Raw genomic sequence first — 24,543 nt, 5'->3', positions numbered from 1 at the left:
CTCTGGCGAGCGGATTCATTCGTTGCGCATCAGCGGGTAAAGCTCTTTCAATAATTTGCGTCGGCTGATCACCAGTTGCCAGCGATGGCCGCCCAGCTGTCGCCACAGCCGTGCCGAGCGGATCCCTGCCAGGAGCAGGGCGCGGATCTTCGAGGCATTGCTCGGTTGCTGCAGGTTGCGCATGTCGCCATGCACCTGGATGCGCTGGCGCAGGGTGCTCAGGGTGTCCTGGTACAGCGCACCGCACGCGGCAATCACGTTTTCGTGGGATGGACCGAAGTGCTCGACCTGGGACTGGATCTGCGGCAGGCGATTGCCGATGGTTTCCAGCAAATCGTCGCGCTTGGCCAATTGGCGCTCCAGGCCCAGCATCGACAGGGCGTAGCGCAGTGGTTCGCGTTGCAGGGCGCTGGGGTCGCGCTCCAGGGCGCCGATCAGGGCGCGATAGCCCTCGCGCAGGTTCAGGTCGTCGCCACCGTAGACCTCCAGCGTGTCCTTGGGATCGCGCACCAGCAGGCTGCCGAGCATGCAGCCCAGGCCGGCTTCGGTGGCCTGGCCGGTCTTGGCGATCCGGTCCACCAGCACGGCGGCGAGGAATACGCCGCCCAGCGCCGTCAGTTGCTCCTGAATCGGCGTCATGCCTTGCTGCTCCATGGCTCGGCGACTTCGATCACGCCGCCGCCCAGGCAGATTTCGCCGTCATAGAACACCACGGATTGGCCGGGTGTGACCGCTCGCTGCGGATCATCGAACGTGGCCCGATAACCGCTGGCGGTTTTCTCCAGCGTGCAGGGCTGGTCGCTCTGGCGATAGCGAACCTTGGCCGTGAGGCGGCGCGGTTCGCTGAGGTCGATCGGGTTGACCCAATAGATGTCGGAGGCGAGCAGGGCGCCGGAGAACAGCCAGGGATGGTCGTTGCCCTGGCCGACGATCAGTTCGTTGTGCTCCAGGTCCTTGACCAGTACGTACCAAGGCTCGTCGCCGGCGTCTTTGAGCCCGCCGATGCCCAGGCCCTGGCGTTGGCCGATGGTGTGGTACATCAGGCCATGGTGGCGGCCGATGACCTCGCCTTCGGTCGTCTTGATCTCGCCCGGCTGGGCCGGCAGGTATTGCTTGAGGAAATCGCTGAAACGGCGCTCGCCAATGAAGCAGATTCCGGTGGAGTCCTTCTTCTTGGCGGTGGCGAGCTGGTGTTTCTCGGCAATCGCGCGCACTTCAGGCTTTTCCAGTTCGCCGACCGGGAACAGGGTCTTGGCGATCTGCTCGCCGCCGACGGCATGCAGGAAATAACTCTGGTCCTTGTTCGGATCCAGGCCCTTGAGCAGTTCGGTGCGGCCATCGATGTCGCGGCGGCGCACGTAGTGGCCGGTAGCGATCAGGTCGGCGCCGAGCATCATGGCGTAGTCGAGGAACGCCTTGAACTTGATTTCGCGGTTGCAGAGGATGTCCGGGTTCGGCGTGCGGCCGGCCTTGTATTCGGCCAGGAAGTGCTCGAACACGTTGTCCCAGTACTCGGCGGCGAAGTTGGCGGTGTGCAGCTTGATGCCGATCTTGTCGCATACGGCCTGGGCGTCCGCCAAGTCATCCATGGCGGTGCAGTATTCGGTGCCGTCGTCTTCTTCCCAGTTCTTCATGAACAGGCCTTCCACCTCATAACCCTGCTCGATCAGCAGAAGGGCGGAAACGGAAGAGTCCACGCCGCCGGACATGCCGACGATGACGCGCTGTTTTGGGGTGCTCGAAGAGGCTGGATCACGCATAGGAGTTCAATGAGTGTCTTGAAAAAGGACGCGATTCTATCAGGCCCGGGCGCGCAAGGCTAAAGAGAAGGGCGGATAAGCGCCAGGCTGTGGCGATGGCCGGCTAGGTAATCGTCGATGCAGCGGATGATCAGCTCGCTGCGCCAGTGTTCGCGCTGCTCGAGCAGTTCGGCGCGGGTCAGCCATTTGGCGCCGAGGATGCCGTCGTCCAGTTGGTAGTCGGGGTTATGTTTCAAGGGCTTGGCGGCGAAACAGACCCGCTGGTAGGTCACGCCGTTGCTCGGGGCGGTGTAGAGATAGATGCCGATGACGCTGGTGGGTTCTACGTCCCAGCCGGTTTCTTCGAGGGTTTCGCGTATGGCGGCTTCGATGAGGGTTTCGTTGGGGTCCAGGTGGCCGGCGGGCTGGTTGAGCACCGCGCGTCCGCCTTTGGATTCTTCCACCATCAGGAAGCGGCCATGGTTTTCGACGATGGTGGCGACGGTGATGTGGGGGTGCCAGTTCATAAGGCTCCTTTATTTCTCGGATGTTAGCTGCTGTAGGGGTTGTTCGCGATGATGGACTGGTCGCTGGTCTTGATCGGGTACATATCCATTGCTGCGGTAACGGCTGCTTATGGTTCCGCTCTTACAGCGGGTCACTTTTTTCAGACGCCAAAAAAGTAACCAAAAAGGCTTTGCCCCACCATTCGGTGCCTCGCCTAGGCTCGGCATGCCCGAACGAAGGCATTGCTCCGTGGGCCGCCGCGAAGGGCCATCCATGGCCCAGCGCGGCTACCTCGGCATTCATGCCGAGGTGCCCACTGCGCAACACCTTCGTTCGGCCATCGTGGTTAACGGGGCGCCCGAGATCAAAATCAAAAGCGAGGCGGCCTGATAGCCGACCTGGTTCTCCCGGTCATACATCTGTCAGATTTGTGGGAGCAAAGCTTGCTCGCGATAGCGGTGGGTCAGTCAATATTTGAATTGAATGATGAATTGCAATCGCGAGCAAGCTCGCACACAGGTGTGGGTTCTGGTTGGTGAATGGTGTAAGTGCCAGAAACACAAACCCCGGCACAAGGCCGGGGTTCGTGGTGCTTCCTTACAACCTTACACCAGCGCAGCAATCGCCGCGTTGAAGGTGGTGCTCGGGCGCATGGCCTTGCTGGTCAGCTCGGGGTTGGCGAAGTAGTAACCGCCGATGTCCACGGGCTTGCCTTGCACGGCGTTGAGCTCGGCAACGATTTTTTCTTCGTTGTCGGTCAAGGTCTTGGCCAGGGTGGTGAACTGGGCCTTGAGGGCTGCGTCGTCGTCCTGGGCGGCCAGTGCCTGGGCCCAGAACAGGGTCAGGTAGAAGTGGCTGCCGCGGTTGTCGATGCCGCCGACCTTGCGCGAAGGCGACTTGTTGCGGTCCAGGAACTCGCCAGTGGCCTGGTCGAGGGTCTTGGCCAGCACCAGCGCCTTAGGATTGTTGTAGGTCACGCCCAGGTGTTCCAGGGACGCGGCCAGGGCCAGGAACTCGCCCAGGGAATCCCAGCGCAGGAAGTTCTCTTCCAGCAGTTGCTGCACATGCTTGGGTGCCGAGCCGCCGGCGCCGGTTTCGAACAGGCCACCGCCATTCATCAGCGGTACGATCGACAGCATCTTGGCGCTGGTGCCCAGTTCCATGATCGGGAACAGGTCGGTCAGGTAGTCACGCAGCACGTTGCCGGTCACCGAGATGGTGTCCTTGCCTTCGCGGGTGCGGGTGAGGGTGAACTTCATCGCGTCGACCGGCGACATGATGCGGATATCCAGGCCGGAAGTGTCGTGGTCCTTCAGGTAGGCCTGGACCTTTTCGATCATCACGCCGTCGTGGGCACGCATCGGGTCGAGCCAGAAGATCGCCGGGGTGCTGCTGGCGCGGGCGCGGTTGACGGCCAGCTTGACCCAATCCTGGATCGGCGCGTCCTTGGTCTGGCACATGCGGAAGATATCGCCAGCCTCGACAGTTTGCTCCAGCAGGGTTTGACCATTGTTGTCCGAAACACGGACCACACCGTCAGCCTTGATCTGGAAGGTCTTGTCGTGGGAACCGTACTCTTCGGCTTTCTTGGCCATCAGGCCAACGTTCGGCACGCTGCCCATGGTGGTTGGGTCGAAGGCGCCGTGTTGCTTGCAGTCTTCGATCACCGCCTGGTAGATGGTCGCGTAGCAGCGATCCGGGATCACGGCCTTGGTGTCGTGCAGCTGGCCGTCGGTGCCCCACATCTTGCCGGAGTCACGGATCATGGCCGGCATCGAGGCGTCGACAATGACGTCGCTCGGCACGTGCAGGTTGGTGATGCCCTTGTCGGAGTTGACCATCGCCAACGCTGGACGAATGGCGTAGACCGCCTGGATGTCGGCTTCGATCTGCGCCTGCTGCTCGGCCGGCAGGGCCTTGATGCGGGCGTACAGGTCGCCGATGCCGTTGTTCAGGTTGAAGCCGATCTGCTCCAGCACTTCGGCGTGCTTGGCCAGCGCGTCCTTGTAGTACTCGGCGACGATCTGGCCGAACATGATCGGGTCGGAGACCTTCATCATGGTGGCTTTCAGGTGGACCGACAGCAGGACGCCTTTTTGCTTGGCGTCTTCGATCTCGGCGGCGATGAAGTTGCGCAGGGCATTCTTGCTCATCACGGCGCAATCGAGGATCTCACCGGCTTGCACGGTGGTTTTTTCCTTCAGGACGGTGGCAGTGCCGTCCTTGGCGATCAGCTCGATCTTCACGCTGCCCGCGGCGTCGATCAGGGCGGCTTTTTCGCTGCCGTAGAAATCGCCGGCACTCATGTGCGCCACGTGGGATTTGGAGTCGGCAGCCCAGGCGCCCATCTTGTGCGGGTGCTTGCGAGCGTAGTTCTTGACCGACAGCGGCGCGCGGCGGTCGGAGTTGCCTTCGCGCAGGACCGGGTTCACGGCGCTGCCCTTGACCTTGTCGTAACGAGCGCGAGCGTCTTTCTCGGCGTCGGTGGTCACGGTTTCCGGGTAGTCCGGCAGTGCGTAGCCCTGGGCCTGCAATTCCTTGATCGCGGCCTGCAGTTGCGGCACCGAGGCGCTGATGTTCGGCAGTTTGATGATGTTGGCTTCAGGCGTGACGGCCAGGTCGCCCAGTTCGGCGAGGTGGTCGGCTACGGCTTTGTCGCCCAGTTGCTCGGGGAAGCTGGCCAGGATGCGCCCTGCGAGGGAGATATCGCGGGTTTCCACGGCGATATCGGCCGAAGCGGTGAAGGCTTCGACGATCGGCAGCAGCGAATAGGTGGCGAGGGCAGGCGCTTCGTCGGTGAAGGTATAGATGATCTTCGAGCGGGTGGGCATATTCGGATTAACTCTCTTCTTTGCTAAAGCATGCGCAGAAACTCGAGGGGCGCCGGGTAAGCGCGTTCGTTCAAAGTCATCCGTGAGCCGAATGTCGAGGTTTCTTCGCGGTGATGTTGGGTGCATCAGTCGAGCGTCAAGCGGTCGGGCCGCGGTAACGGTCCGGCTTTCAAAATGGCGGAAAGTCTCGTGATAGAGCCGTCAGCCGTCGTGACCCTGTGGTCAGCGGCGGCATTATACATAGGTAGCTGGCGATCTGCCGACGGTTCATAGACTTCCGTACACGTCCATTGGTCTAAACGTCGCATGCCGTGGCGTTGGACTATGCTGGATTTTGGCGCTTTTCCCTTGGTTTTCAGGCTTGTACGGGGCGAACTTGATTAATTTGCCCGGGATGGGCCGAACGTAGGGTTTGCGTGCCGATACAACTGGGGTACGCTCGAACGCAGCCAGATGTTCAATCCAAGCAATGGAGTTCAGCATGGGGTATCAAAAGATTCAGGTTCCGGCCGTCGGTGACAAAATCACCGTCAATGCAGACCATTCTCTTAATGTTCCCGACAACCCGATCATCCCCTTCATTGAAGGCGACGGCATTGGCGTTGATATCAGTCCGGTCATGATCAAGGTGGTGGACGCGGCAGTCGAGAAGGCCTACGGCGGCAAGCGCAAGATTTCCTGGATGGAAGTCTATGCAGGCGAAAAAGCGACCCAGGTCTACGACCAGGACACCTGGCTACCCCAGGAAACCCTGGACGCGGTCAAGGACTACGTGGTTTCCATCAAAGGCCCGCTGACCACGCCGGTCGGTGGCGGTATCCGCTCGCTGAACGTAGCGCTGCGCCAGCAGCTCGACCTCTATGTCTGCTTGCGCCCGGTGCGCTGGTTCGAAGGTGTGCCAAGCCCGGTCAAGAAGCCTGGCGACGTGGACATGACGATCTTCCGCGAGAACTCCGAAGACATTTATGCCGGCATCGAGTGGAAGGCCGGTTCGGCCGAGGCCACCAAGGTCATCAAGTTTCTGAAAGAAGAAATGGGCGTCACCAAGATCCGCTTCGACGAGGACTGCGGCATCGGTGTGAAGCCGGTTTCCAAGCAGGGCACCAAGCGCCTGGCGCGCAAGGCCTTGCAGTATGTTGTCGACAATGACCGCGATTCGCTGACCATCGTGCACAAAGGCAACATCATGAAGTTCACCGAAGGTGCCTTCAAGGAATGGGCCTACGAAGTGGCGGCCGAAGAGTTCGGCGCGACTCTGCTCGACGGCGGGCCGTGGATGCAGTTCAAGAATCCGAAGACCGGCAAGAATGTCGTGGTCAAGGACGCCATTGCCGACGCCATGCTCCAGCAGATCCTGCTGCGTCCGGCGGAATATGACGTGATCGCGACCCTCAACCTCAACGGCGACTACCTTTCCGATGCCCTGGCGGCGGAAGTGGGCGGTATCGGCATCGCGCCGGGCGCCAACCTGTCCGACACCGTGGCGATGTTCGAAGCTACCCACGGCACCGCGCCCAAGTACGCGGGCAAGGACCAGGTCAACCCGGGGTCGCTGATCCTGTCGGCAGAAATGATGCTGCGCCACATGGGGTGGACCGAAGCGGCCGACCTGATCATCAAGGGCACCAACGGCGCGATTTCGGCCAAGACCGTGACCTATGACTTCGAGCGCCTGATGGACGGTGCCAAGCTGGTGTCGTCTTCCGGCTTCGGCGATGCGCTGATTTCGCACATGTAAGCGAAGCGTGGAAACAAGAATGCCCGGTTCGAGTGATCGAAACCGGGCATTTTTTATCGTGTGGGCGGGTAATCTAGTGATCTTCGGTGACCCGCGGCTTGAGGCGGACCTTGGTGGGCTCTGGTATTTCGCTGCACGCAGTCCCCTCGGCTTCGACGGCGACCGGGCAGATTCCAACGGCATGCGTACCCTTTGGCCCTTGTACCATGCAGAACGTCACCGGCTGGCCTGCCTTCAGGGTTTTATAACCGTCCATCTGAATGGCAGAGAAATGAGCGAAGAGATCCTCGTCGTTCCCGTCTTGGATAATGAAGCCGTAGCCCTTGGCGTTGTTGAACCATTTGACCTTTCCCTTGACTCGCGCACTGGTGGTACCTGACATACCAATTTCCCTCTGCAACACACCCCGGCAACGGAGTATCATCCTGATCATCCGCTGTCGATCAAATGGAAATCGGATTGACTTCGCGGACCTTTTTAACCCACGGTGGGCTCTATTGGTTGTAACACCGATTCGCCGTTAGTCAAGGTGATCGGGCGGTAGCGGTTGAAATCGCCCGCAAGCGGCCCCATCACTGTATTTGCCAACTAAACGAACCTTTCTTTCCATGCATGCAATCAGCCAGATTCGACTAACATTCAATCAGGATCGCCCGGATCAACATGACGACGATTCAGCGGGCATTGCTGTTCAGGAATCAAAGCCCGCTTTACAGGCTCCACCGATGTACAAGGTGGTTTTGTTCAACGATGACTACACACCGATGGATTTCGTCGTCGAAGTGCTCGAGGTGTTTTTCAACCTGAATCGTGAGCTGGCGACCAAGGTCATGCTGGCCGTTCATACAGAGGGACGGGCAGTATGTGGTGTGTTTACCCGCGACATCGCGGAGACCAAGGCCATGCAGGTCAACCAGTACGCCCGGGAAAGCCAGCATCCGCTACTCTGTGAAATCGAGAAGGACGGTTAACGCCGACCACTTGGGTATGAGGTGAACCATGTTAAACCGCGAGCTCGAAGTCACCCTCAATCTTGCCTTCAAGGAGGCTCGTTCGAAGCGTCATGAATTCATGACCGTCGAGCACCTGCTGTTGGCCCTATTGGATAATGAGGCTGCCGCCACCGTTTTGCGTGCCTGCGGCGCGAACCTCGACAAACTCAAGCACGATTTGCAGGAGTTCATCGACTCCACCACGCCGTTGATCCCCGTTCACGACGAGGACCGCGAAACCCAGCCGACCCTGGGCTTCCAGCGTGTGCTGCAGCGTGCTGTCTTTCACGTGCAGAGCTCGGGCAAGCGCGAAGTCACCGGGGCCAACGTGCTGGTGGCCATCTTCAGCGAGCAGGAAAGCCAGGCGGTATTCCTGCTCAAGCAACAGAGCGTTGCGCGCATCGATGTCGTCAACTACATCGCCCATGGCATCTCGAAAGTGCCTGGGCATGGCGATCATTCCGAAGGTGAACAGGACATGCAGGACGACGAGGGCGGTGAGTCTTCTTCATCAGGCAATCCGCTGGACGCGTATGCCAGCAACCTGAACGAACTGGCCCGCCAGGGCCGTATCGACCCGCTGGTCGGACGCGAGGCGGAAGTCGAGCGCGTGGCACAGATCCTCGCGCGGCGCCGCAAGAACAACCCACTGCTGGTGGGCGAGGCTGGGGTGGGCAAGACCGCCATCGCCGAAGGCCTGGCCAAGCGCATCGTCGACAACCAGGTGCCGGACCTGCTGGCCAATAGCGTGGTGTATTCCCTCGACCTGGGTGCCTTGCTGGCCGGTACCAAATACCGTGGTGACTTCGAGAAGCGCTTCAAGGCGCTGCTCGGCGAGCTGAAGAAGCGCCCGCAGGCGATCCTGTTCATCGACGAGATCCACACCATCATCGGTGCGGGTGCTGCGTCCGGTGGCGTCATGGATGCCTCGAACCTGCTCAAGCCGCTGCTGTCCTCGGGTGATATCCGTTGCATTGGCTCGACCACGTTCCAGGAGTTCCGCGGCATCTTCGAGAAGGACCGTGCCCTGGCGCGGCGTTTCCAGAAAGTCGACGTGTCGGAGCCGTCGGTGGAAGACACCATTGGTATCCTGCGCGGCCTGAAAGGACGTTTCGAGCTGCACCACAGCATCGAATACAGTGATGAAGCGTTGCGCGCTGCTGCCGAGCTGGCGTCGCGCTACATCAATGATCGGCACATGCCGGACAAGGCCATCGACGTCATCGACGAGGCGGGTGCCTACCAGCGCCTGCAGCCGATCGAAAATCGCGTCAAGCGCATCGAGGTGCCGCAAGTCGAGGACATCGTCGCGAAAATCGCGCGGATTCCGCCAAAACACGTCACCAGCTCCGACAAGGAACTGCTGCGTAACCTGGAGCGCGACCTGAAGCTGACGGTGTTCGGCCAGGACGCGGCCATCGACTCGCTGTCGACCGCGATCAAGCTGTCTCGCGCCGGGCTGAAGTCGCCAGATAAGCCGGTCGGTTCGTTCCTGTTTGCCGGGCCTACCGGTGTCGGCAAGACCGAGGCGGCGCGGCAGTTGGCCAAGGCGCTGGGGATCGAGCTGGTTCGCTTTGACATGTCCGAGTACATGGAGCGCCACACCGTATCGCGTCTGATCGGTGCGCCTCCGGGATATGTTGGTTTCGACCAGGGCGGGCTCCTGACCGAGGCGATTACCAAGCAACCTCACTGTGTGCTGTTGCTCGACGAAATCGAGAAGGCGCATCCGGAAGTCTTCAACCTGCTGCTGCAGGTCATGGACCACGGTACCTTGACCGACAACAACGGGCGCAAGGCGGACTTCCGCAACGTGATCATCATCATGACCACCAACGCGGGTGCCGAGACGGCCGCACGCGCTTCGATCGGTTTCACCCATCAGGACCACTCGTCCGATGCGATGGAAGTGATCAAGAAGAGCTTCACGCCTGAGTTCCGCAACCGCCTGGACACCATTATCCAGTTCGGTCGCCTCAGCCATGAGGTCATCAAGAGCGTGGTGGACAAGTTCCTTACCGAACTTCAGGCGCAGCTCGAAGACAAGCGCGTGTTGCTGGAAGTCACCGATGCGGCGCGCAGCTGGCTGGCGGAAGGTGGCTACGACGTGACGATGGGCGCCCGGCCGATGGCTCGCTTGATCCAGGACAAGATCAAGCGTCCGCTGGCCGAGGAGATCCTGTTTGGCGAACTGGCCGAACATGGCGGTGTGGTTCACATCGACATCAAGGACGGCGAGCTGACCTTCGACTTCGAAACCACCGCCGAAATGGCTTGATTGTTAGTTGCTACAAAGCAAAAGGCGCCGAAAGGCGCCTTTTTTTATTCTGGATTCACTCAGCCCCTGTGAGGTCTTTGTGTTTCCGATGGTTTGGGGTAAATCCCAGGCAAACAAAAACGCCCGACATGAGCCGGGCGTTTTGTATTGACTTGTTAGCGAGCGCGGTAAGTGATGCGCCCTTTGCTCAAGTCATAGGGCGTCAGCTCGACGCGCACTTTGTCACCGGTAAGAATACGAATGTAGTTCTTGCGCATCTTGCCGGAGATATGCGCGGTTACGACGTGCCCATTTTCCAACTCCACACGAAACATGGTGTTGGGCAGGGTGTCGACGACAGTGCCTTCCATTTCGAAGCTGTCTTCTTTCGACATGCAGTAAAGCCCTCGGTATCCAGTGAATGGCCCGGTGCAACTGCGCCAGGCAAAAGCGGCGTGCATTGTGCCCGAAAAAGGGGGGCCAAGCCAAGGGGTTCTTGGGAGGTTACTCAATGAGTCCGGCGCTTCGATAAGACGCGGACTCGCGAGCGGCCTTAGTTCAGGACAACCCACCGCTGGTTGATCAGCAATTCAATGGGCCGATATTGGGTCTTGTAGTTCATTTTTTTGCAATTCTTGATCCAGTACCCCAGGTACACCGCTTCCAGGCCCAGGCGCCGACATTCATTGATCTGCCAGAGGATGGCAAAGCGTCCCAGGCTGCGTTTTTCCTCGTCGGGCTCATAAAAGGTGTAGACCGCCGACAAGCCGTTGGGCAGCAGGTCGGTGACGGCGATGGCCACCAGCCGGCCCTCAAGGCGGAACTCATAGAAACGTGAAAACGGCAGGTCGCGCACCAGAAAGGTCGAAAACTGGTCCCGGCTGGGCGGGTACATGTCGCCGTCGGCGTGGCGCTGTTCGATGTAGCGCTGGTACAGGTCGAAATATTCTTCGCTGAACTGCGGTTTGGCCGGGCGTACCTGCACATCGGCGTTGCGCTTGAAAATGCGCTTCTGCTGTCGGTTGGGGGTGAAGCGGGCCACGGGAATGCGCGCCGGGACGCACGCGTTGCAATGCTGGCAATGGGGCCGGTAGAGGTGATCGCCGCTGCGACGAAAACCCATCTCCGACAGGTCGGCATAGACATGCACGTCCATGGGCTGGCTGGGATCGAGAAACAGGGTCGTGGCCTGCTCCTCGGGCAGGTAGCTGCATGAGTGAGGTTGAGTGGCATAGAACTTCAAGCGCGCCAACTCGGTCATGATCAACCCTCGGGATAAACTTCAATTCAAGTGTAAGCCAGGAGCGCGAATATCGCTCAGCAAACCCAGGTGGCTTGGTTGGGTTGGTCCAGATGGGCTTTCAAGTAAGCGGTGAACTCGGTTCGCGGAATCGATCGCGCGCCCAGGCTGTGCAGGTGCTCGGTGGGCATCTGGCAATCGATCAGGACGAACCCTGCTTCCTTGAGGTGTTGGACCAGGGTTGCGAAGCCAAATTTCGACGCATTGTCGGCTCGACTGAACATGGACTCGCCAAAAAACAATTGCCCCATCGCCAGGCCGTACAGCCCGCCAACCAACACGCCTCGATCCCAGACCTCCACGGAATGGGCGAAGCCGCGTCGGTGCAGTTCCAGATAAGCGGTCTGCATGGCGTCGGTGATCCAGGTGCCGTCGGCATAATCCCTGGGCGCGGCGCAGGCCTTGATGACGGCTGCGAAATCCCGGTCGAACGTCACTTCATAGCGCCGCTTGCGCAATAGCTTGCCCAGGCTGCGCGAGACATGCAGCTCGTCGGGAAACAGCACGGTGCGCGGGTCCGGTGACCACCACAGGATCGGCTGGCCCTCCGAGAACCACGGGAAGCAGCCGTGGCGATAGGCCTGGATCAAGCGGTCGGCGGACAGATCCCCACCGGCGGCGAGCAGGCCGTTGGGGTCGCGCATGGCTTTTTCCAGGGGCGGAAAATCGAATGTGTTGCGTTGTAACCAAGTCAGCATTGTTGTCCGGGCTTGCAGAAGGGGAGGGCGGGGCTCCAGATTGGCCGGAGCCCGCCTAGAGGTTAACCGTCAAACGGCCGGGATGTCATCGAGATACTTTTCCGCATCCAGGGCGGCCATGCAGCCGGCGCCGGCGGAGGTGATGGCCTGGCGGTAGACATGATCGGCCACGTCACCGGCGGCAAAGACGCCTTCGATGTCGGTGGCGGTGGCATTGCCCTCGCTGCCGCCGCGCACGATCAAATAACCGTCGCGCATGTTCAGTTGGCCCTGGAACAGGTCGGTGTTGGGTTTATGACCGATGGCAATGAAGACCCCGGCCAGGGACAGCGTACTGGTTTCGCCGGTCTCGCTGTGCCGCAGGCGCGCGCCGGTCACGCCGCTGGCGTCGCCCAGGACTTCATCCAGGTTCTGGTTCCAGTGCAGGCGGATATTGCCGTTGGCGGCTTTCTCGAAAAGCTTGTCCTGCAATATCTTTTCCGAGCGCAGCTTGTCCCTTCGGTGGATCAAGTGCACCTCCTTGGCGATATTCGACAGGTACAGGGCTTCCTCGACGGCGGTGTTGCCGCCGCCGACCACTGCCACCACCTGGTTTCGATAGAAAAAACCATCGCAGGTCGCGCAGGCTGAAACACCCTTGCCGGCGAAGGTTTCCTCCGACGGCAGGCCGAGGTACTGCGCCGAGGCGCCGGTGGCGATGATCAGCGCGTCGCAGGTATAGGTGCCACTGTCACCGACCAGTTCGAAAGGACGCTGTTGCAACTTGGCAGTGTGGATATGGTCGTAGACGATCTGCGTGTCGAAGCGCTCGGCGTGCCGCTGCATGCGTTCCATCAACACTGGGCCGGTCAAGCCCTCGACATCGCCCGGCCAGTTATCGACTTCGACCGTGGTGGTGAGCTGGCCACCGGCCTGTATGCCGGTAATGACAACGGGTTTGAGGTTGGCACGGGCCGCATAGACAGCAGCGCTGTACCCTGCAGGGCCGGAACCGAGAATAATCAGGCGTGAATGCTTCGCTTCGCTCATAAAAACACCTCATAAGCCTTTGTCACAAAAGAGAATGCATGCTCAAATTGGCGCCCAAGACCCTTGATCATGGCTATGCTGTCGCCGAGCGTGCGGGCAATGCCTTGGGCATGACAAACCCGTACAATGCTTGGGTTTTGAACGCAGGATGCGCAAAAGATCAACCTCTTTGGCGACTCCTGTGGTTTTCCGGACGCATGCCACAGTGGTAAAAGTAGTACCGGTTGGGCACATTCACTTTTTTACCTGCTCGTCATGGGCGGTTTTTTCATAGTCATTCAACAGATGGACGCGCCATAGGCGCAGGAAAAGAAGCGTTTTGAAGAAATCCACCGCAGCACCCAAGACAGTCGTTCCGCTCTGGCGCCAACAATTGCACTACCGGCTCAAGGAAGGTGCGTTGATCGCCATCGGTGCCTTGTGCCTGTTCCTGATGATGGCCTTGCTGACCTACGGCAAGGACGATCCGGGCTGGAGCCACAACAGCAAGATCGAAGACGTGCAGAATTTCGGCGGTCCTGCCGGTTCCTACAGCGCCGACATCCTGTTCATGGTGCTGGGCTACTTCGCTTATATCTTCCCGCTGCTGCTGGCGATCAAGACGTACCAGATATTCCGCCAGCGCCATGAGCCGTGGCAGTGGAGCGGCTGGCTGTTTTCCTGGCGCCTGATCGGCCTGGTCTTCCTGGTGTTGTCAGGCGCCGCCCTGGCCCACATTCATTTCCACGCGCCTACGGGCCTGCCGGCCGGGGCCGGTGGCGCGCTGGGTGAAAGCCTCGGCGACCTGGCCAGGAACGCGCTCAACATCCAGGGCAGTACGCTGTTGTTCATCGCCTTGTTCCTGTTCGGCCTGACGGTTTTCACCGACCTGTCGTGGTTCAAGGTCATGGACGTTACCGGCAAGATCACCCTCGATCTCATCGAATTGATCCAGGGCGCGCTGAACCGCTGGTGGGCGGCGCGCAATGAGCGCAAGCAACTGGTGGCGCAACTGCGTGAAGTCGACGACCGCGTCCACGACGTCGTGGCGCCAACGGTGACGGACAAACGCGAGCAGGCCAAGGTCAAGGAGCGCTTGATCGAGCGCGAGCAGGCCCTGAGCAAGCACATGTCCGAGCGCGAAAAACAGGTACCGCCGGTCATCACCATGGCCCCGGCCAAGCCGCCCGAGCAAAGCAAGCGCGTGCAGAAGGAAAAACAGGCGCCGTTGTTCGTCGACAGCGCGGTCGAGGGCACCTTGCCGCCGATCTCGATCCTCGACCCGGCCGAGAAGAAACAACTCAATTATTCCCCCGAGTCCCTGGCGGCCGTCGGGCACTTGCTTGAGATCAAGCTCAAGGAATTCGGTGTAGAGGTCTCGGTGGATTCGATTCACCCGGGCCCGGTCATTACCCGTTACGAAATCCAGCCGGCCGCTGGCGTGAAAGTCAGCCGCATCGCCAACCTGGCGAAGGACCTGGCGCGTTCCCTGGCCGTGACCAGCGTGCGGGTAGTGGAAGTGATTCCCGGCAAGACCACCGTGGGCATCGAGATTCCCAACGAAGACCGGCAGATCGTGCGTTTCTCCGAGGTGCTGTCGACGCCGGAGTACGACAACCACAAGTCGCCGGTCACCCTGGCCCTGGGCCACGACATCGGCGGCAAGCCGGTCATCACCGACCTGGCGAAAATGCCCCACCTGCTGGTGGCCGGTACCACCGGTTCCGGTAAATCGGTGGGCGTGAACGCGATGATTCTGTCGATCCTGTTCAAGTCCGGCCCGGAAGACGCCAAGCTGATCATGATCGACCCGAAGATGCTGGAACTGTCGATCTACGAGGGCATTCCGCACCTGCTGTGTCCGGTGGTCACCGACATGAAGGACGCCGCCAACGCACTGCGCTGGAGCGTCGCCGAGATGGAGCGCCGCTACAAGCTGATGGCGAAGATGGGCGTGCGCAACCTGTCGGGCTTCAATGCCAAGGTGAAGGAGGCCGAAGAGGCCGGGACGCCATTGAGCGACCCGCTGTATCACCGTGAAAGCATCCACGACGAAGCGCCGCTGCTGCACAAGCTGCCGACGATCGTGGTGGTGGTGGACGAATTCGCTGACATGATGATGATCGTCGGCAAGAAGGTCGAAGAACTGATCGCCCGTATTGCCCAGAAGGCCCGTGCGGCGGGTATCCACTTGATCCTCGCCACCCAGCGGCCGTCGGTGGACGTGATCACCGGCCTGATCAAGGCCAACATCCCGACCCGCATGGCGTTCCAGGTGTCGAGCAAGATCGACTCGCGGACCATCATCGACCAGGGTGGCGCCGAGCAACTGCTGGGCCACGGTGACATGCTCTACATGCCGCCGGGCACCAGCCTGCCGATTCGTGTCCACGGCGCGTTCGTCTCCGATGACGAAGTGCACCGCGTGGTGGAAGCCTGGAAGTTGCGCGGCGCCCCTGAATACAACGACGACATCCTCAACGGTGTCGAAGAGGCCGGCAGCGGCTTTGAAGGTGGCAGTGGCGGTGGCGGCGATGACGATGCCGAGACCGACGCGCTCTATGACGAAGCGGTGCAGTTCGTCCTGGAGAGCCGCCGGGCCTCGATTTCCGCGGTACAGCGCAAGCTGAAGATTGGCTACAACCGCGCCGCCCGCATGATCGAAGCCATGGAAATGGCCGGGGTCGTGACGGCCATGAACACCAACGGTTCGCGCGAAGTGCTCGCGCCGGGCCCGATGCGCGACTGACTACCCGGGCGGCGTGATGACACGCCGTTCGACCCCCCACGAATTCATGAGGATTCCCATGCGCCTGATTCGCATGCTGCTGTTGCCCGTACTGGCCCTGTCTGCTTTTTCGGCCCAGGCCGGCGAGAAGGACGTGGCCCGCCTGACCCAGTTGCTGGGCAGCTCCCAGACCCTGACGGCACGCTTTTCCCAGTTGACCCTCGACGGCAGCGGCACCCAATTGCAGGAAACTGCCGGCGACATGGCCCTGCAGCGTCCGGGCCTGTTCTACTGGCACACCGATGCGCCAGCCGAGCAACTGATGGTCTCCGACGGCAAGAAAGTTTCCCTGTGGGACCCGGACCTGGAACAGGTGACCATCAAGACCCTCGACCAGCGCCTGACCCAGACGCCCGCGCTGTTGCTCTCCGGTGACATCTCCGAGATCAGCCAGAGCTTCGACATCAGCTCCAAGGAAGCGGGCGGCGTGATTGACTTCACTCTCAAGCCCAAGACCAAGGACAGCCTGTTCGACAGCCTGCGCCTGTCGTTCCGCAACGGCGTGGTCAACGACATGCAACTGATCGACAGCGTCGGCCAGCGCACCAATATCCTGTTCACCGGGGTCAAGGCCAACGAGGCGATCCCTGCGTCCAAGTTCAAGTTCGACATCCCCAAGGGTGCGGACGTGATCCAGGAATAACCCCAAGCGCCCCAGTGGAGGTTGCATAAGCAGTGATGGACCTGTTTCGAAGCGCCCCGATTGCCCAGCCATTGGCGGCCCGCTTGCGCGCGACCAACCTGGATGAGTACGTCGGCCAGGAACATGTGCTCGCCCGCGGCAAGCCTCTGCGCGAAGCCTTGGAGCAGGGCGCCCTGCACTCGATGATCTTCTGGGGCCCGCCAGGCGTTGGCAAGACCACCCTGGCGCGGCTGTTGGCGGAAGTCTCGGACGCGCATTTCGAAACGGTGTCGGCGGTGCTGGCCGGGGTCAAGGAGATCCGCCAGGCGGTGGAAGTCGCCAAGCAACAGGCCGGCCAGTACGGCAAGCGCACCATTTTGTTCGTCGACGAAGTCCATCGGTTCAACAAGTCCCAGCAGGACGCCTTCCTGCCTTATGTCGAAGACGGCACGTTGATTTTCATCGGCGCGACCACCGAAAACCCTTCGTTCGAACTCAACAACGCCTTGCTGTCGCGGGCGCGGGTCTACGTGCTCAAGAGCCTCGACGAAACCGCCATGCGCAAGCTGGTGCATCGGGCATTGACCGAAGAACGCGGCCTGGGCAAGCGTCACCTGAGCCTCAGCGATGAGGGCTTCCAGATATTGTTCAGTGCCGCGGATGGCGATGGCCGGCGCTTGCTCAACCTCTTGGAAAACGCCTCGGACCTGGCCGAAGACGACAGCGAAATTGGCGTCGAGCTGTTGCAAAGCCTGCTGGGCGATACCCGGCGACGCTTCGACAAGGGCGGCGAGGCGTTCTACGACCAGATTTCGGCGCTGCACAAATCTGTACGCGGCTCCAATCCCGACGGTGCCCTGTACTGGTTTGCGCGGATGATCGACGGCGGTTGCGATCCGCTGTACCTGGCCCGTCGTGTCGTGCGCATGGCCAGCGAGGACATCGGCAATGCCGACCCGCGGGCGTTGAGCCTGTGCCTGGCGGCCTGGGACGTGCAGGAACGCCTCGGCAGCCCGGAAGGCGAGCTCGCCGTGGCCCAGGCCATCACTTACCTGGCCTGCGCGCCGAAGAGCAACGCCGTGTACATGGGCTTCAAGGCTGCGATGCGCAGCGCCACCGAGCACGGCTCCCTCGAAGTGCCGCTGCACTTGCGCAACGCGCCGACCAAGCTCATGAAGCAGTTGGGTTATGGCGACGAATACCGCTATGCCCACGACGAGCCCGACGCTTATGCCGCTGGCGAAGATTATTTTCCCGATGAGCTCGAACCCCAGCGGTTCTATCAACCAGTGCCTCGTGGGCTGGAATTGAAGATCGGCGAGAAGCTCAATCACTTGGCCCAGCTGGACCGACTGAGTCCACGGCAGCGGAGAAAACCGTGATCCCCTTGATTCTCGCAGTCTCCGCTGGCGGTGTGGCCGGTACGTTGTTGCGTTTTGCCACGGGTAACTGGATCAACGCAAATTGGCCGCGGCACTTCTATACCGCGACGCTGGCCGTTAATATCGTGGGCTGTCTGCTGATCGGCGTTCTTTACGGCCTGTTTTTGATTCGCCCCGAGGTGCCCATCGAGGTGCGAGCGGGGTTGATGGTCGGTTTTCTTGGCGGCCTGACGACTTTTTCATCCTTTTCACTGGATACGGTGCGCCTGCTGGAAAGCGGGCAGGTGCCGCTGGCCCTGGGCTATGCGGCCATCAGCGTGTTCGGCGGGCTGCTCGCCACCTGGGCCGGCCTGTCCCTGACCAAACTTTGATAACGAGAGACCGACATGCTCGATTCCAAACTGTTACGTAGCAGTCTACAGGACGTAGCGGACCGCCTGGCTTCCCGTGGCTTTGCCCTGGATGTCGCGCGCATCGAAGCGCTGGAAGAACAGCGCAAGACCGTCCAGACCCGCACCGAAGCCCTGCAGGCTGAACGTAACGCGCGCTCCAAATCCATCGGCCAGGCCAAGCAACGCGGCGAAGACATCGCGCCGTTGATGGCCGATGTCGAGCGCATGGCGGGCGAGTTGAGCGCCGGCAAGGTCGAGCTGGACGCGATCCAGACCGAGCTGGATTCGATCCTGCTGGGCATCCCGAACCTGCCTCACGAATCGGTACCGGTCGGTGAAGACGAAGACGGCAACATCGAAGTGCGCCGCTGGGGCACACCAACAACGTTCGATTTCCCGGTGCAGGACCACGTGGCCCTGGGCGAGAAATTCGGCTGGCTCGACTTCGAGACCGCCGCCAAGCTGTCGGGCGCGCGTTTCGCCTTGTTGCGTGGGCCGATTGCCCGTCTGCATCGCGCACTGGCGCAGTTCATGATCAACCTGCACGTCACCGAGCATGGTTACGAAGAAGCCTACACGCCGTACCTGGTCCAGGCCCCGGCGCTGCAAGGCACCGGCCAGTTGCCGAAGTTCGAGGAAGACCTGTTCAAGATCGGGCGCGACGGTGAAGCCGACCTGTACCTGATCCCGACCGCCGAAGTGTCGCTGACCAACATCGTCGCCGGTGAAATCGTCGACGCCAAGCAACTGCCGATCAAGTTCGTCGCCCACACGCCGTGCTTCCGCAGCGAAGCCGGTGCCTCGGGTCGTGATACCCGCGGCATGATCCGCCAGCACCAGTTCGACAAGGTCGAGATGGTGCAGATCGTCGAGCCGTCCAAATCCATGGAAGCCCTGGAAAGCCTGACCGCCAACGCCGAGAAAGTCCTGCAACTGCTGGGGCTGCCGTATCGCACCCTGGCGCTGTGTACCGGCGACATGGGCTTCAGCGCGGTGAAGACCTACGACCTGGAAGTCTGGATCCCGAGCCAGGACAAGTACCGCGAGATTTCCTCGTGCTCCAACTGCGGCGACTTCCAGGCCCGCCGCATGCAGGCGCGCTTCCGCAACCCGGAAACCGGCAAGCCGGAACTGGTCCACACCCTCAATGGCTCCGGCCTGGCGGTGGGTCGTACCCTGGTGGCGGTATTGGAAAACTACCAGCAGGCCGACGGTTCGATCCGGGTGCCCGACGTGTTGAAGCCTTACATGGGCGGCATCGAGGTCATCGGCTAAATGGACTATTTGCCACTGTTCCACAACCTGCGCGGCAGCCGCGTGCTGGTGGTTGGCGGCGGCGAGATTGCCTTGCGCAAGTCTCGCCTGCTGGTTGATGCCGGTGCGTTGCTGCGGGTGGTCGCACCCGACATCGAACCGCAGTTGCGGGAACTGGTCTGTGGCAGCGGTGGCGAGTGTGTCCAGCGTGGCTACGTGGAAGCGGACCTGGACGGTTGCGGCCTGGTCATCGCCGCCACCGACGATGAACCGCTCAACGCCCATGTCTCGGCCGATGCCCACAAGCGTTGCGTACCGGTCAACGTGGTGGACGCGCCGGCCCTGTGCAGCGTGATCTTCCCGGCCATCGTCGACCGCTCACCGCTGGTGATCGCGGTGTCCAGTGGCGGCGATGCGCCGGTGCTGGCGCGGCTGATCCGGGCCAAGCTGGAAACCTGGATCCCCTCGACGTACGGGCAACTGGCCGGTTTGGCGGCGCGTTTTCGCAATCAGGTCAAAGGCTTGTTCCCGGATGTCCAGCAGCGGCGGGCGTTCTGGGAAGAGGTATTCCAAGGCCCCATTGCCGACCGTCAGTTGGCCGGGCAGGGCGCCGAAGCCGAACGCCTGCTGCGGGAGAAAATCGATGGTGAGGCGCCGAACGCGCCGGGTGAAGTCTATCTGGTGGGGGCCGGGCCGGGTGATCCCGACCTGCTGACGTTCCGCGCCTTGCGCCTGATGCAACAGGCGGACGTGGTGCTTTACGACCGCCTGGTGGCCCCGGCGATCCTGGAACTGTGCCGTCGCGACGCCGAACGGGTCTACGTCGGCAAGCGTCGTTCCGAGCACGCAGTGCCGCAGGATCAGATCAACCAGCAACTGGTGGACCTGGCCCGACAAGGCAAGCGCGTGGTGCGGTTGAAGGGCGGCGATCCGTTCATCTTCGGTCGTGGTGGCGAAGAGATTGAAGAACTGGCGGCCCATGGCATCCCGTTCCAGGTCGTCCCGGGCATCACCGCCGCCAGCGGTTGCGCAGCCTACGCCGGGATCCCGCTGACCCATCGCGACTACGCCCAGTCGGTGCGGTTCATCACCGGTCACCTCAAGGACGGCACCAGCGACTTGCCGTGGGCCGACCTGGTGTCGCCGGCGCAGACGCTGGTGTTCTACATGGGTTTGGTCGGCTTGCCAGTGATTTGCAACGAGCTGATCAAGCACGGTCGCGCGGCGGACACGCCAGCGGCGTTGATCCAACAGGGTACGACAGCCAACCAACGGGTCTTTACCGGCACTTTGGCAGACTTGCCGCGGCTGGTGGCCGAGCACGAGGTGCATGCGCCGACCTTGGTGATCGTTGGGGAAGTGGTGCAGTTGCGCGAGAAGCTGGCCTGGTTTGAAGGGGCTCAGGGGCAGGTCTGAAGACCGTGCGGCGCTCTTCGCGAGCCTGCTCGCGAAGACGCCTTCAGCTATAACGAATGCTTCGGATCAATCCCGGTCCCACGCCAGATCCCTTTCCCGCTCAACCTCTCCCGATCATGGGCCACCGTAAAGTCCTGCTTCGGTCCCTTGGGCACGATCCCATTGGGGTTGATGGTCTTGTGGCTGCCGTAGTAATGGCCCTGGATATGGGTGAAATCCACGGTCTCGGCAATCCCCGGCCATTGGTATAGCTCCCGCAGCCAGTTCGACAGGTTCGGATAATCGGCAATGCGCCGCAGGTTGCACTTGAAATGGCCGAAGTACACCGCGTCGAAACGAATCATCGTGGTGAACAAGCGGATATCCGCTTCGGTCAGGTATTCGCCTGCCAGGTAACGACGGGTTTCCAGCAGGGCTTCCAATCGATCCAGTTCGGCGAACAATTGGTCGAAGGCCTCTTCATAAGCGGCCTGGGTCGTCGCGAACCCGGCGCGATAAACGCCGTTGTTCACCGCCGGGTAGATACGCCCGTTCAATGCATCAATCTCGTGTCGCAGGTGTTCGGGATACAGGTCCAGGTCGTTGCCGGTCAGGCCATCGAAAGCACTGTTGAACATGCGGATGATTTCAGCCGATTCGTTGCTGACGATGCGCCGTTGCTGTTTGTCCCACAGCGCCGGCACGGTGACGCGGCCGGTGTAGTCCGGCGTGTCGGCGGTGTAGCGCTGGTGCAGGAATTGCAGATCGTCGAGTTTGTCGCCCGTTGAGCCGTGGGTCTTGTCGAAGGTCCAGCCGTTCTCCAGCATCAGGTAGCTGACCACCGAGACGTCGATCAGGTCTTCAAGGCCTTTGAGCTTGCGAAAGATCAGCGTGCGGTGCGCCCAGGGGCAGGCGAGGGATACATACAAATGGTAGCGCCCGGCCTCGGCAGCGAAGCCGCCCTCGCCCGAAGGGCCCGGGCTGCCGTCGGCGGTCACCCAATTGCGGCGTTGCGCCTGCTCGCGCTGGAAACTGCCGTCCTTGCTTTCATACCACTGGTCCTGCCAGCGGCCCTCGACCAACAAACCCATCTGAATGTCCTCGCTCAATAATCATTCGAGACGAGTCTATGCCGATAGGTTCGAACTAATAGCGCAAAGGTTGGGCGTTAATGATCGGTTATATCGAACGATCCCGGGCATCCCAATACTGCCGGGCCTTCTCGAACGCTTCGTCGCGAGTATCACCCAGGCCGCGCAAGGCCAAAGCCATGGTGGCGATCAGCGCCAGTTGCGGGTAACTGTCCTCGACGTCGCCGCGCCAGATCGCTTTCAAATGCTCGGGGTCAAGACTCTCCGGCTTGACGTGGCGCTGCTCGGACAAGCGTGGCCATTCCTCATCCCAACTGACGCCCCCGGTGGTGCCGTACAAATGACTGTCGGCGTCCGGGTTGATCTCGATCTCGCCGCCGTCGCCCTTGATCACGATGGCGGTATCGCCGAGCAAGCCACTGGCTTCGCGGTGCACGGCCTGGTAGCCCGGGTGGAAGATGCTTTGCAGGCCGCAGCGTGCGCCCAGCGGGTTGAGGATCCGCGCCAGGGAATGGATCGGCGAGCGCAGGCCCAAGGTGTTGCGCAGGTCGATCATGCGCTGCATTTGCGGCGCCCAATCCACCAGCGGCATGAAGGCCAGGCCGCCGTTGTCCAGCGCGGTGCCGACCTGTTGCCAGTCGCGGCACAGCGGGATCTGCAGCAAGCCCAGCAGTTGCTCGGTGTACAGCCGCCCGGCGGTGTGAGCGCCGCCGCCGTGCATGAAAATCCGCACGCCGTTCTGCCCCAGGCATTTGGCCGCCAGCAGGTACCACGGCAAGTGGCGCTTCTTGCCGGCGTAGGTTGGCCAGTCGAGGTCCACCGTCAACGCCGGGACCACCAGGCGTTCACGCAGGGCTTCGGTGAAGCCGGCCATTTCCTCGGCGCTTTCTTCCTTGTGCCGCAGCAGCATGAGGAATGCGCCCAGTTGGGTTTCTTCGACCTGTTCATCGAGCACCATGCCCATGGCTTCCCGCGCTTCTTCACGGGTCAGGTTCCGGGCGCCACGCTTGCCTTTGCCAAGGATGCGCACGAACTGGGCGAAGGGGTGTTCGGCTGGAGTCTCAAGGGTCAGTGCTGGAAAGTCGGTCATAGGCAATTCGTCGGTTTGGGCAGGCCCGCCAGCTTGGCGGCGAGTTTGGCGGGAGTGCCTTTGAACAATCGGTTCAGGTGCAGGCTGTTGCCCTTGTCCGCCCCCAGTTTCAGCGCGGTGTACTTGATCAGTGGCCGGGTGGCGGGGGACAGCTGGAATTCATCGTAGAAGGCTCGCAGCAGTTCGAGGATTTCCCAGTGTTCGGGGCTCAAGTCGATGTCTTCGGCGGTGGCCAGGGCGGTGGCCACGTCGGCGGACCAATCATTGAGGTCGGCCAGGTAGCCATCCTTGTCCAGCGCAATGCTGCGTTCGCCCACGGTCAGGGTCTTCATAGCCAGCTGTTGACCTTGTCATGCTGGATCGAAAGCTCGACGAAGGCCGGATAATCGACGGCTTCGGCCCAGCCCGGAATAGCCAAGGCGCGGGCCTGTGCGTCTTCGGCCAGGACGAACACTTTGCAGCCGCCGGCTTGCAGCGTGTCGAACGGCAGGGTGCCGGGTTGCAGCGCATAAGCCGCGTCGCCGCACAGCAGCAGCGCGTCGTGGTCTCCCAGGATCCGCAGGCAACTGGCGAGGCGGCTGTCGCCGAAGGGGGAATGAGACAACACATGCAAGGTCGACATCAGAGGGTGATCACCTGGTCGTAACGGTCAATGAGCGCGGCGATGTCCGCTGCGGCCAATACTTTCAGGTCGTCCAGCGCCAGGGCATCGGCGGCGAGACCGCGCTGCGCGGCGCTGTCGGCACAGACGAAGAGATCTTCGACGCCAAACATCGGCAAGGCCTGCAAGTTGGCGCTCAGGTCCTTTTGCCGGATGGCCCTGGCGTCCTGCCCGGCGGCGAGCTGAAACACGCCATCATCGAGAAACAGCACGCCGATGGGCAAGTCGAACGCGCCGCCGGCCAAGACGATGTCCAACGCTTCCCGGGCGCCAGGGCCGGACCAAGGCGCTTGGCGGCTGATGAGCAATAAAGACTTGGCCATTACGCGCCTCCGAAGCAGATCAAGCGGTCGGCATCCTGGATCGCATCGTGCAACTGACCCAGGCCGGACAAGGCCCACGGCGCTTCGGCGCTGGCCGCCGAACGCTGGTAGCGCTGGGCTTCTTCCTCGTTCAACACGCCACGGCGTAATGCTGCGGCGATGCACACTACGCCGTCGAGCTGGTGCTCGGTGACAAATGCGCGCCATTGCTGGGGCAGGTCTTGCTCGTCCTGAGGCGTGACGACGCTGTTGGCAGCGTTGTAAACGCCGTCCTGGTAGAAAAACAACCGCACGATCTCATGCCCGGCGGCCAGCGCTGCCTGGGCAAACAGCAAGGCGCGGCGCGAGGAGGGCGCGTGAGCGGCGGAAAACAGCGCGATGGCAAACTTCATGACGGACCCGATCGGCAAAACTGCGGCCATGATAATGCTTTATGGGCGGTGGGGCGATTGCGAGCCTTCCAAAACAGAATCCA

Annotated in this window: 24 protein-coding genes; 9 read left to right on the top strand and 15 right to left on the bottom strand. The window is 61.4% G+C overall.

Annotation, left to right across the window (positions count from 1 at the left end):
- Positions 1-15: 15 nt before the first annotated feature.
- The 4 genes from hflD to JZ00_RS02285 all read right to left on the bottom strand — a co-directional run bounded on the left by hflD (position 16) and on the right by JZ00_RS02285 (position 5,077).
- Positions 16-639, bottom strand: a complete 624-nt coding sequence (gene hflD / locus JZ00_RS02305; RefSeq protein ID WP_039592880.1) for a high frequency lysogenization protein HflD — start codon at positions 637-639, stop codon at positions 16-18.
- A complete protein-coding gene (gene mnmA / locus JZ00_RS02300) occupies positions 636-1,760 on the bottom strand; it encodes a tRNA 2-thiouridine(34) synthase MnmA (protein WP_039592881.1) in 1,125 nt (374 codons plus the stop codon). Before mnmA ends, hflD begins: the two co-directional genes overlap by 4 nt.
- A gap of 59 nt (positions 1,761-1,819) precedes the next feature.
- Positions 1,820-2,266, bottom strand: a complete 447-nt coding sequence (locus JZ00_RS02295; protein ID WP_039592882.1) for an NUDIX hydrolase — start codon at positions 2,264-2,266, stop codon at positions 1,820-1,822.
- 585 nt (positions 2,267-2,851) lie between these two features.
- On the bottom strand, positions 2,852-5,077 hold the full coding sequence (locus JZ00_RS02285; RefSeq protein WP_039592883.1) for an NADP-dependent isocitrate dehydrogenase: 2,226 nt from the start codon (positions 5,075-5,077) through the stop codon (positions 2,852-2,854).
- A 481-nt stretch (positions 5,078-5,558) separates the two neighbouring features.
- Between JZ00_RS02285 and icd the strand changes: the two genes are divergently transcribed.
- The gene (gene icd / locus JZ00_RS02280) at positions 5,559-6,815 is read left to right on the top strand and encodes an NADP-dependent isocitrate dehydrogenase (RefSeq protein ID WP_030141334.1); all 1,257 of its coding nucleotides are present in this window, start codon (positions 5,559-5,561) and stop codon (positions 6,813-6,815) included.
- 73 nt (positions 6,816-6,888) lie between these two features.
- Here the strand turns inward: icd and cspD are convergent, their stop codons facing one another.
- On the bottom strand, positions 6,889-7,197 hold the full coding sequence (cspD, locus tag JZ00_RS02275) for a cold shock domain-containing protein CspD (protein ID WP_039592900.1): 309 nt from the start codon (positions 7,195-7,197) through the stop codon (positions 6,889-6,891).
- Between the two features lie 226 nt (positions 7,198-7,423).
- On the opposite strand from cspD, the gene clpS reads away from it, so the two are divergent.
- Positions 7,424-7,786, top strand: a complete 363-nt coding sequence (gene clpS, locus JZ00_RS02270) for an ATP-dependent Clp protease adapter ClpS (RefSeq protein ID WP_030141336.1) — start codon at positions 7,424-7,426, stop codon at positions 7,784-7,786.
- Between the two features lie 28 nt (positions 7,787-7,814).
- Positions 7,815-10,085 (top strand): ATP-dependent Clp protease ATP-binding subunit ClpA, encoded by a 2,271-nt coding sequence (clpA, locus tag JZ00_RS02265; RefSeq protein ID WP_039592884.1) that lies wholly within the window; start codon positions 7,815-7,817, stop codon positions 10,083-10,085.
- Positions 10,086-10,240: 155 nt separating this feature from the next.
- Here the strand turns inward: clpA and infA are convergent, their stop codons facing one another.
- From infA to trxB, 4 genes are all read right to left on the bottom strand, one after another.
- A complete protein-coding gene (gene infA / locus JZ00_RS02260) occupies positions 10,241-10,459 on the bottom strand; it encodes a translation initiation factor IF-1 (protein WP_002553999.1) in 219 nt (72 codons plus the stop codon).
- 158 nt (positions 10,460-10,617) lie between these two features.
- Entirely contained in the window at positions 10,618-11,325 is a 708-nt protein-coding gene (locus JZ00_RS02255; protein ID WP_039592886.1) for an arginyltransferase, read from the bottom strand.
- Between the two features lie 56 nt (positions 11,326-11,381).
- Positions 11,382-12,062, bottom strand: a complete 681-nt coding sequence (gene aat, locus JZ00_RS02250) for a leucyl/phenylalanyl-tRNA--protein transferase (protein WP_039592887.1) — start codon at positions 12,060-12,062, stop codon at positions 11,382-11,384.
- A 69-nt stretch (positions 12,063-12,131) separates the two neighbouring features.
- Positions 12,132-13,091 (bottom strand): thioredoxin-disulfide reductase, encoded by a 960-nt coding sequence (trxB, locus tag JZ00_RS02245; protein ID WP_039592888.1) that lies wholly within the window; start codon positions 13,089-13,091, stop codon positions 12,132-12,134.
- 319 nt (positions 13,092-13,410) lie between these two features.
- Here trxB and JZ00_RS02240 point away from each other — a divergent pair, with 319 nt between their 5' ends.
- Genes JZ00_RS02240 through cysG form a run of 6 tightly spaced genes read left to right on the top strand, consistent with a single transcriptional unit; the run spans position 13,411 to position 20,924 of the window.
- Positions 13,411-15,819, top strand: a complete 2,409-nt coding sequence (locus JZ00_RS02240) for a DNA translocase FtsK (protein WP_045155662.1) — start codon at positions 13,411-13,413, stop codon at positions 15,817-15,819.
- 58 nt (positions 15,820-15,877) lie between these two features.
- Positions 15,878-16,501 carry an outer membrane lipoprotein chaperone LolA gene (lolA, locus tag JZ00_RS02235; protein WP_039592902.1) on the top strand — a complete coding sequence of 208 codons (624 nt, stop codon included), beginning with the start codon at positions 15,878-15,880 and terminating at the stop codon, positions 16,499-16,501.
- A 35-nt stretch (positions 16,502-16,536) separates the two neighbouring features.
- The gene (locus JZ00_RS02230) at positions 16,537-17,862 is read left to right on the top strand and encodes a replication-associated recombination protein A (RefSeq protein ID WP_039592903.1); all 1,326 of its coding nucleotides are present in this window, start codon (positions 16,537-16,539) and stop codon (positions 17,860-17,862) included.
- Positions 17,859-18,233 carry a fluoride efflux transporter CrcB gene (crcB, locus tag JZ00_RS02225; protein WP_018608522.1) on the top strand — a complete coding sequence of 125 codons (375 nt, stop codon included), beginning with the start codon at positions 17,859-17,861 and terminating at the stop codon, positions 18,231-18,233. The genes JZ00_RS02230 and crcB overlap by 4 nt, the downstream gene beginning before the upstream one ends.
- Positions 18,234-18,248: 15 nt before the next feature.
- Positions 18,249-19,529, top strand: a complete 1,281-nt coding sequence (gene serS, locus JZ00_RS02220) for a serine--tRNA ligase (RefSeq protein ID WP_039592904.1) — start codon at positions 18,249-18,251, stop codon at positions 19,527-19,529.
- A complete protein-coding gene (cysG, locus tag JZ00_RS02215) occupies positions 19,530-20,924 on the top strand; it encodes a siroheme synthase CysG (RefSeq protein WP_039592905.1) in 1,395 nt (464 codons plus the stop codon).
- A gap of 47 nt (positions 20,925-20,971) precedes the next feature.
- On the opposite strand, the gene JZ00_RS02210 is transcribed toward cysG, so the two are convergent.
- The 6 genes from JZ00_RS02210 to tusD form a co-directional block, all read right to left on the bottom strand.
- Positions 20,972-21,994, bottom strand: a complete 1,023-nt coding sequence (locus tag JZ00_RS02210) for a glutathione S-transferase family protein (protein ID WP_039592906.1) — start codon at positions 21,992-21,994, stop codon at positions 20,972-20,974.
- 88 nt (positions 21,995-22,082) lie between these two features.
- Positions 22,083-23,084, bottom strand: a complete 1,002-nt coding sequence (locus tag JZ00_RS02205; RefSeq protein WP_039592907.1) for a glycosyl transferase family protein — start codon at positions 23,082-23,084, stop codon at positions 22,083-22,085.
- Positions 23,081-23,416, bottom strand: a complete 336-nt coding sequence (locus JZ00_RS02200) for a TusE/DsrC/DsvC family sulfur relay protein (RefSeq protein ID WP_039592908.1) — start codon at positions 23,414-23,416, stop codon at positions 23,081-23,083. Before JZ00_RS02200 ends, JZ00_RS02205 begins: the two co-directional genes overlap by 4 nt.
- Positions 23,413-23,706, bottom strand: a complete 294-nt coding sequence (tusB, locus tag JZ00_RS02195) for a sulfurtransferase complex subunit TusB (protein WP_039592909.1) — start codon at positions 23,704-23,706, stop codon at positions 23,413-23,415. Before tusB ends, JZ00_RS02200 begins: the two co-directional genes overlap by 4 nt.
- Complete coding sequence (gene tusC, locus JZ00_RS02190; protein WP_039592910.1) at positions 23,706-24,068, bottom strand: sulfurtransferase complex subunit TusC; 363 nt, start codon at positions 24,066-24,068, stop codon at positions 23,706-23,708. The genes tusB and tusC overlap by 1 nt, the downstream gene beginning before the upstream one ends.
- Positions 24,068-24,460: a sulfurtransferase complex subunit TusD gene (gene tusD / locus JZ00_RS02185; RefSeq protein ID WP_039593040.1), complete on the bottom strand. Its 393-nt coding sequence runs from the start codon at positions 24,458-24,460 to the stop codon at positions 24,068-24,070. The genes tusC and tusD overlap by 1 nt, the downstream gene beginning before the upstream one ends.
- Positions 24,461-24,543: the final 83 nt, after the last annotated feature.

Source organism: Pseudomonas frederiksbergensis, assembly GCF_000802155.2.
Taxonomy (GTDB): domain Bacteria; phylum Pseudomonadota; class Gammaproteobacteria; order Pseudomonadales; family Pseudomonadaceae; genus Aquipseudomonas; species Aquipseudomonas frederiksbergensis_A.
The sequence above is the reverse complement of the archived record's forward strand: the minus strand, read 5'-3'. Positions and strand labels throughout refer to the sequence as shown.

Bases quoted from the DNA above. Each gene is read 5' to 3' on its own strand.
- tusD (WP_039593040.1), bottom strand. From the start codon at position 24,460: ATGAAGTTTGCCATCGCGCTGTTTTCCGCCGCTCACGCGCCCTCCTCG.
- JZ00_RS02230 (WP_039592903.1), top strand. From the start codon at position 16,537: ATGGACCTGTTTCGAAGCGCCCCGATTGCCCAGCCATTGGCGGCCCGC.
- cspD (WP_039592900.1), bottom strand. From the start codon at position 7,197: ATGTCAGGTACCACCAGTGCGCGAGTCAAGGGAAAGGTCAAATGGTTC.
- tusB (WP_039592909.1), bottom strand. From the start codon at position 23,706: ATGTCGACCTTGCATGTGTTGTCTCATTCCCCCTTCGGCGACAGCCGC.
- infA (WP_002553999.1), bottom strand. From the start codon at position 10,459: ATGTCGAAAGAAGACAGCTTCGAAATGGAAGGCACTGTCGTCGACACC.
- JZ00_RS02255 (WP_039592886.1), bottom strand. From the start codon at position 11,325: ATGACCGAGTTGGCGCGCTTGAAGTTCTATGCCACTCAACCTCACTCA.
- mnmA (WP_039592881.1), bottom strand. From the start codon at position 1,760: ATGCGTGATCCAGCCTCTTCGAGCACCCCAAAACAGCGCGTCATCGTC.
- serS (WP_039592904.1), top strand. From the start codon at position 18,249: ATGCTCGATTCCAAACTGTTACGTAGCAGTCTACAGGACGTAGCGGAC.
- icd (WP_030141334.1), top strand. From the start codon at position 5,559: ATGGGGTATCAAAAGATTCAGGTTCCGGCCGTCGGTGACAAAATCACC.
- lolA (WP_039592902.1), top strand. From the start codon at position 15,878: ATGCGCCTGATTCGCATGCTGCTGTTGCCCGTACTGGCCCTGTCTGCT.
- JZ00_RS02210 (WP_039592906.1), bottom strand. From the start codon at position 21,994: ATGGGTTTGTTGGTCGAGGGCCGCTGGCAGGACCAGTGGTATGAAAGC.
- hflD (WP_039592880.1), bottom strand. From the start codon at position 639: ATGACGCCGATTCAGGAGCAACTGACGGCGCTGGGCGGCGTATTCCTC.
- JZ00_RS02295 (WP_039592882.1), bottom strand. From the start codon at position 2,266: ATGAACTGGCACCCCCACATCACCGTCGCCACCATCGTCGAAAACCAT.
- JZ00_RS02200 (WP_039592908.1), bottom strand. From the start codon at position 23,416: ATGAAGACCCTGACCGTGGGCGAACGCAGCATTGCGCTGGACAAGGAT.
- cysG (WP_039592905.1), top strand. From the start codon at position 19,530: ATGGACTATTTGCCACTGTTCCACAACCTGCGCGGCAGCCGCGTGCTG.
- trxB (WP_039592888.1), bottom strand. From the start codon at position 13,091: ATGAGCGAAGCGAAGCATTCACGCCTGATTATTCTCGGTTCCGGCCCT.
- JZ00_RS02285 (WP_039592883.1), bottom strand. From the start codon at position 5,077: ATGCCCACCCGCTCGAAGATCATCTATACCTTCACCGACGAAGCGCCT.
- JZ00_RS02205 (WP_039592907.1), bottom strand. From the start codon at position 23,084: ATGACCGACTTTCCAGCACTGACCCTTGAGACTCCAGCCGAACACCCC.
- clpS (WP_030141336.1), top strand. From the start codon at position 7,424: ATGCATGCAATCAGCCAGATTCGACTAACATTCAATCAGGATCGCCCG.
- aat (WP_039592887.1), bottom strand. From the start codon at position 12,062: ATGCTGACTTGGTTACAACGCAACACATTCGATTTTCCGCCCCTGGAA.
- tusC (WP_039592910.1), bottom strand. From the start codon at position 24,068: ATGGCCAAGTCTTTATTGCTCATCAGCCGCCAAGCGCCTTGGTCCGGC.
- clpA (WP_039592884.1), top strand. From the start codon at position 7,815: ATGTTAAACCGCGAGCTCGAAGTCACCCTCAATCTTGCCTTCAAGGAG.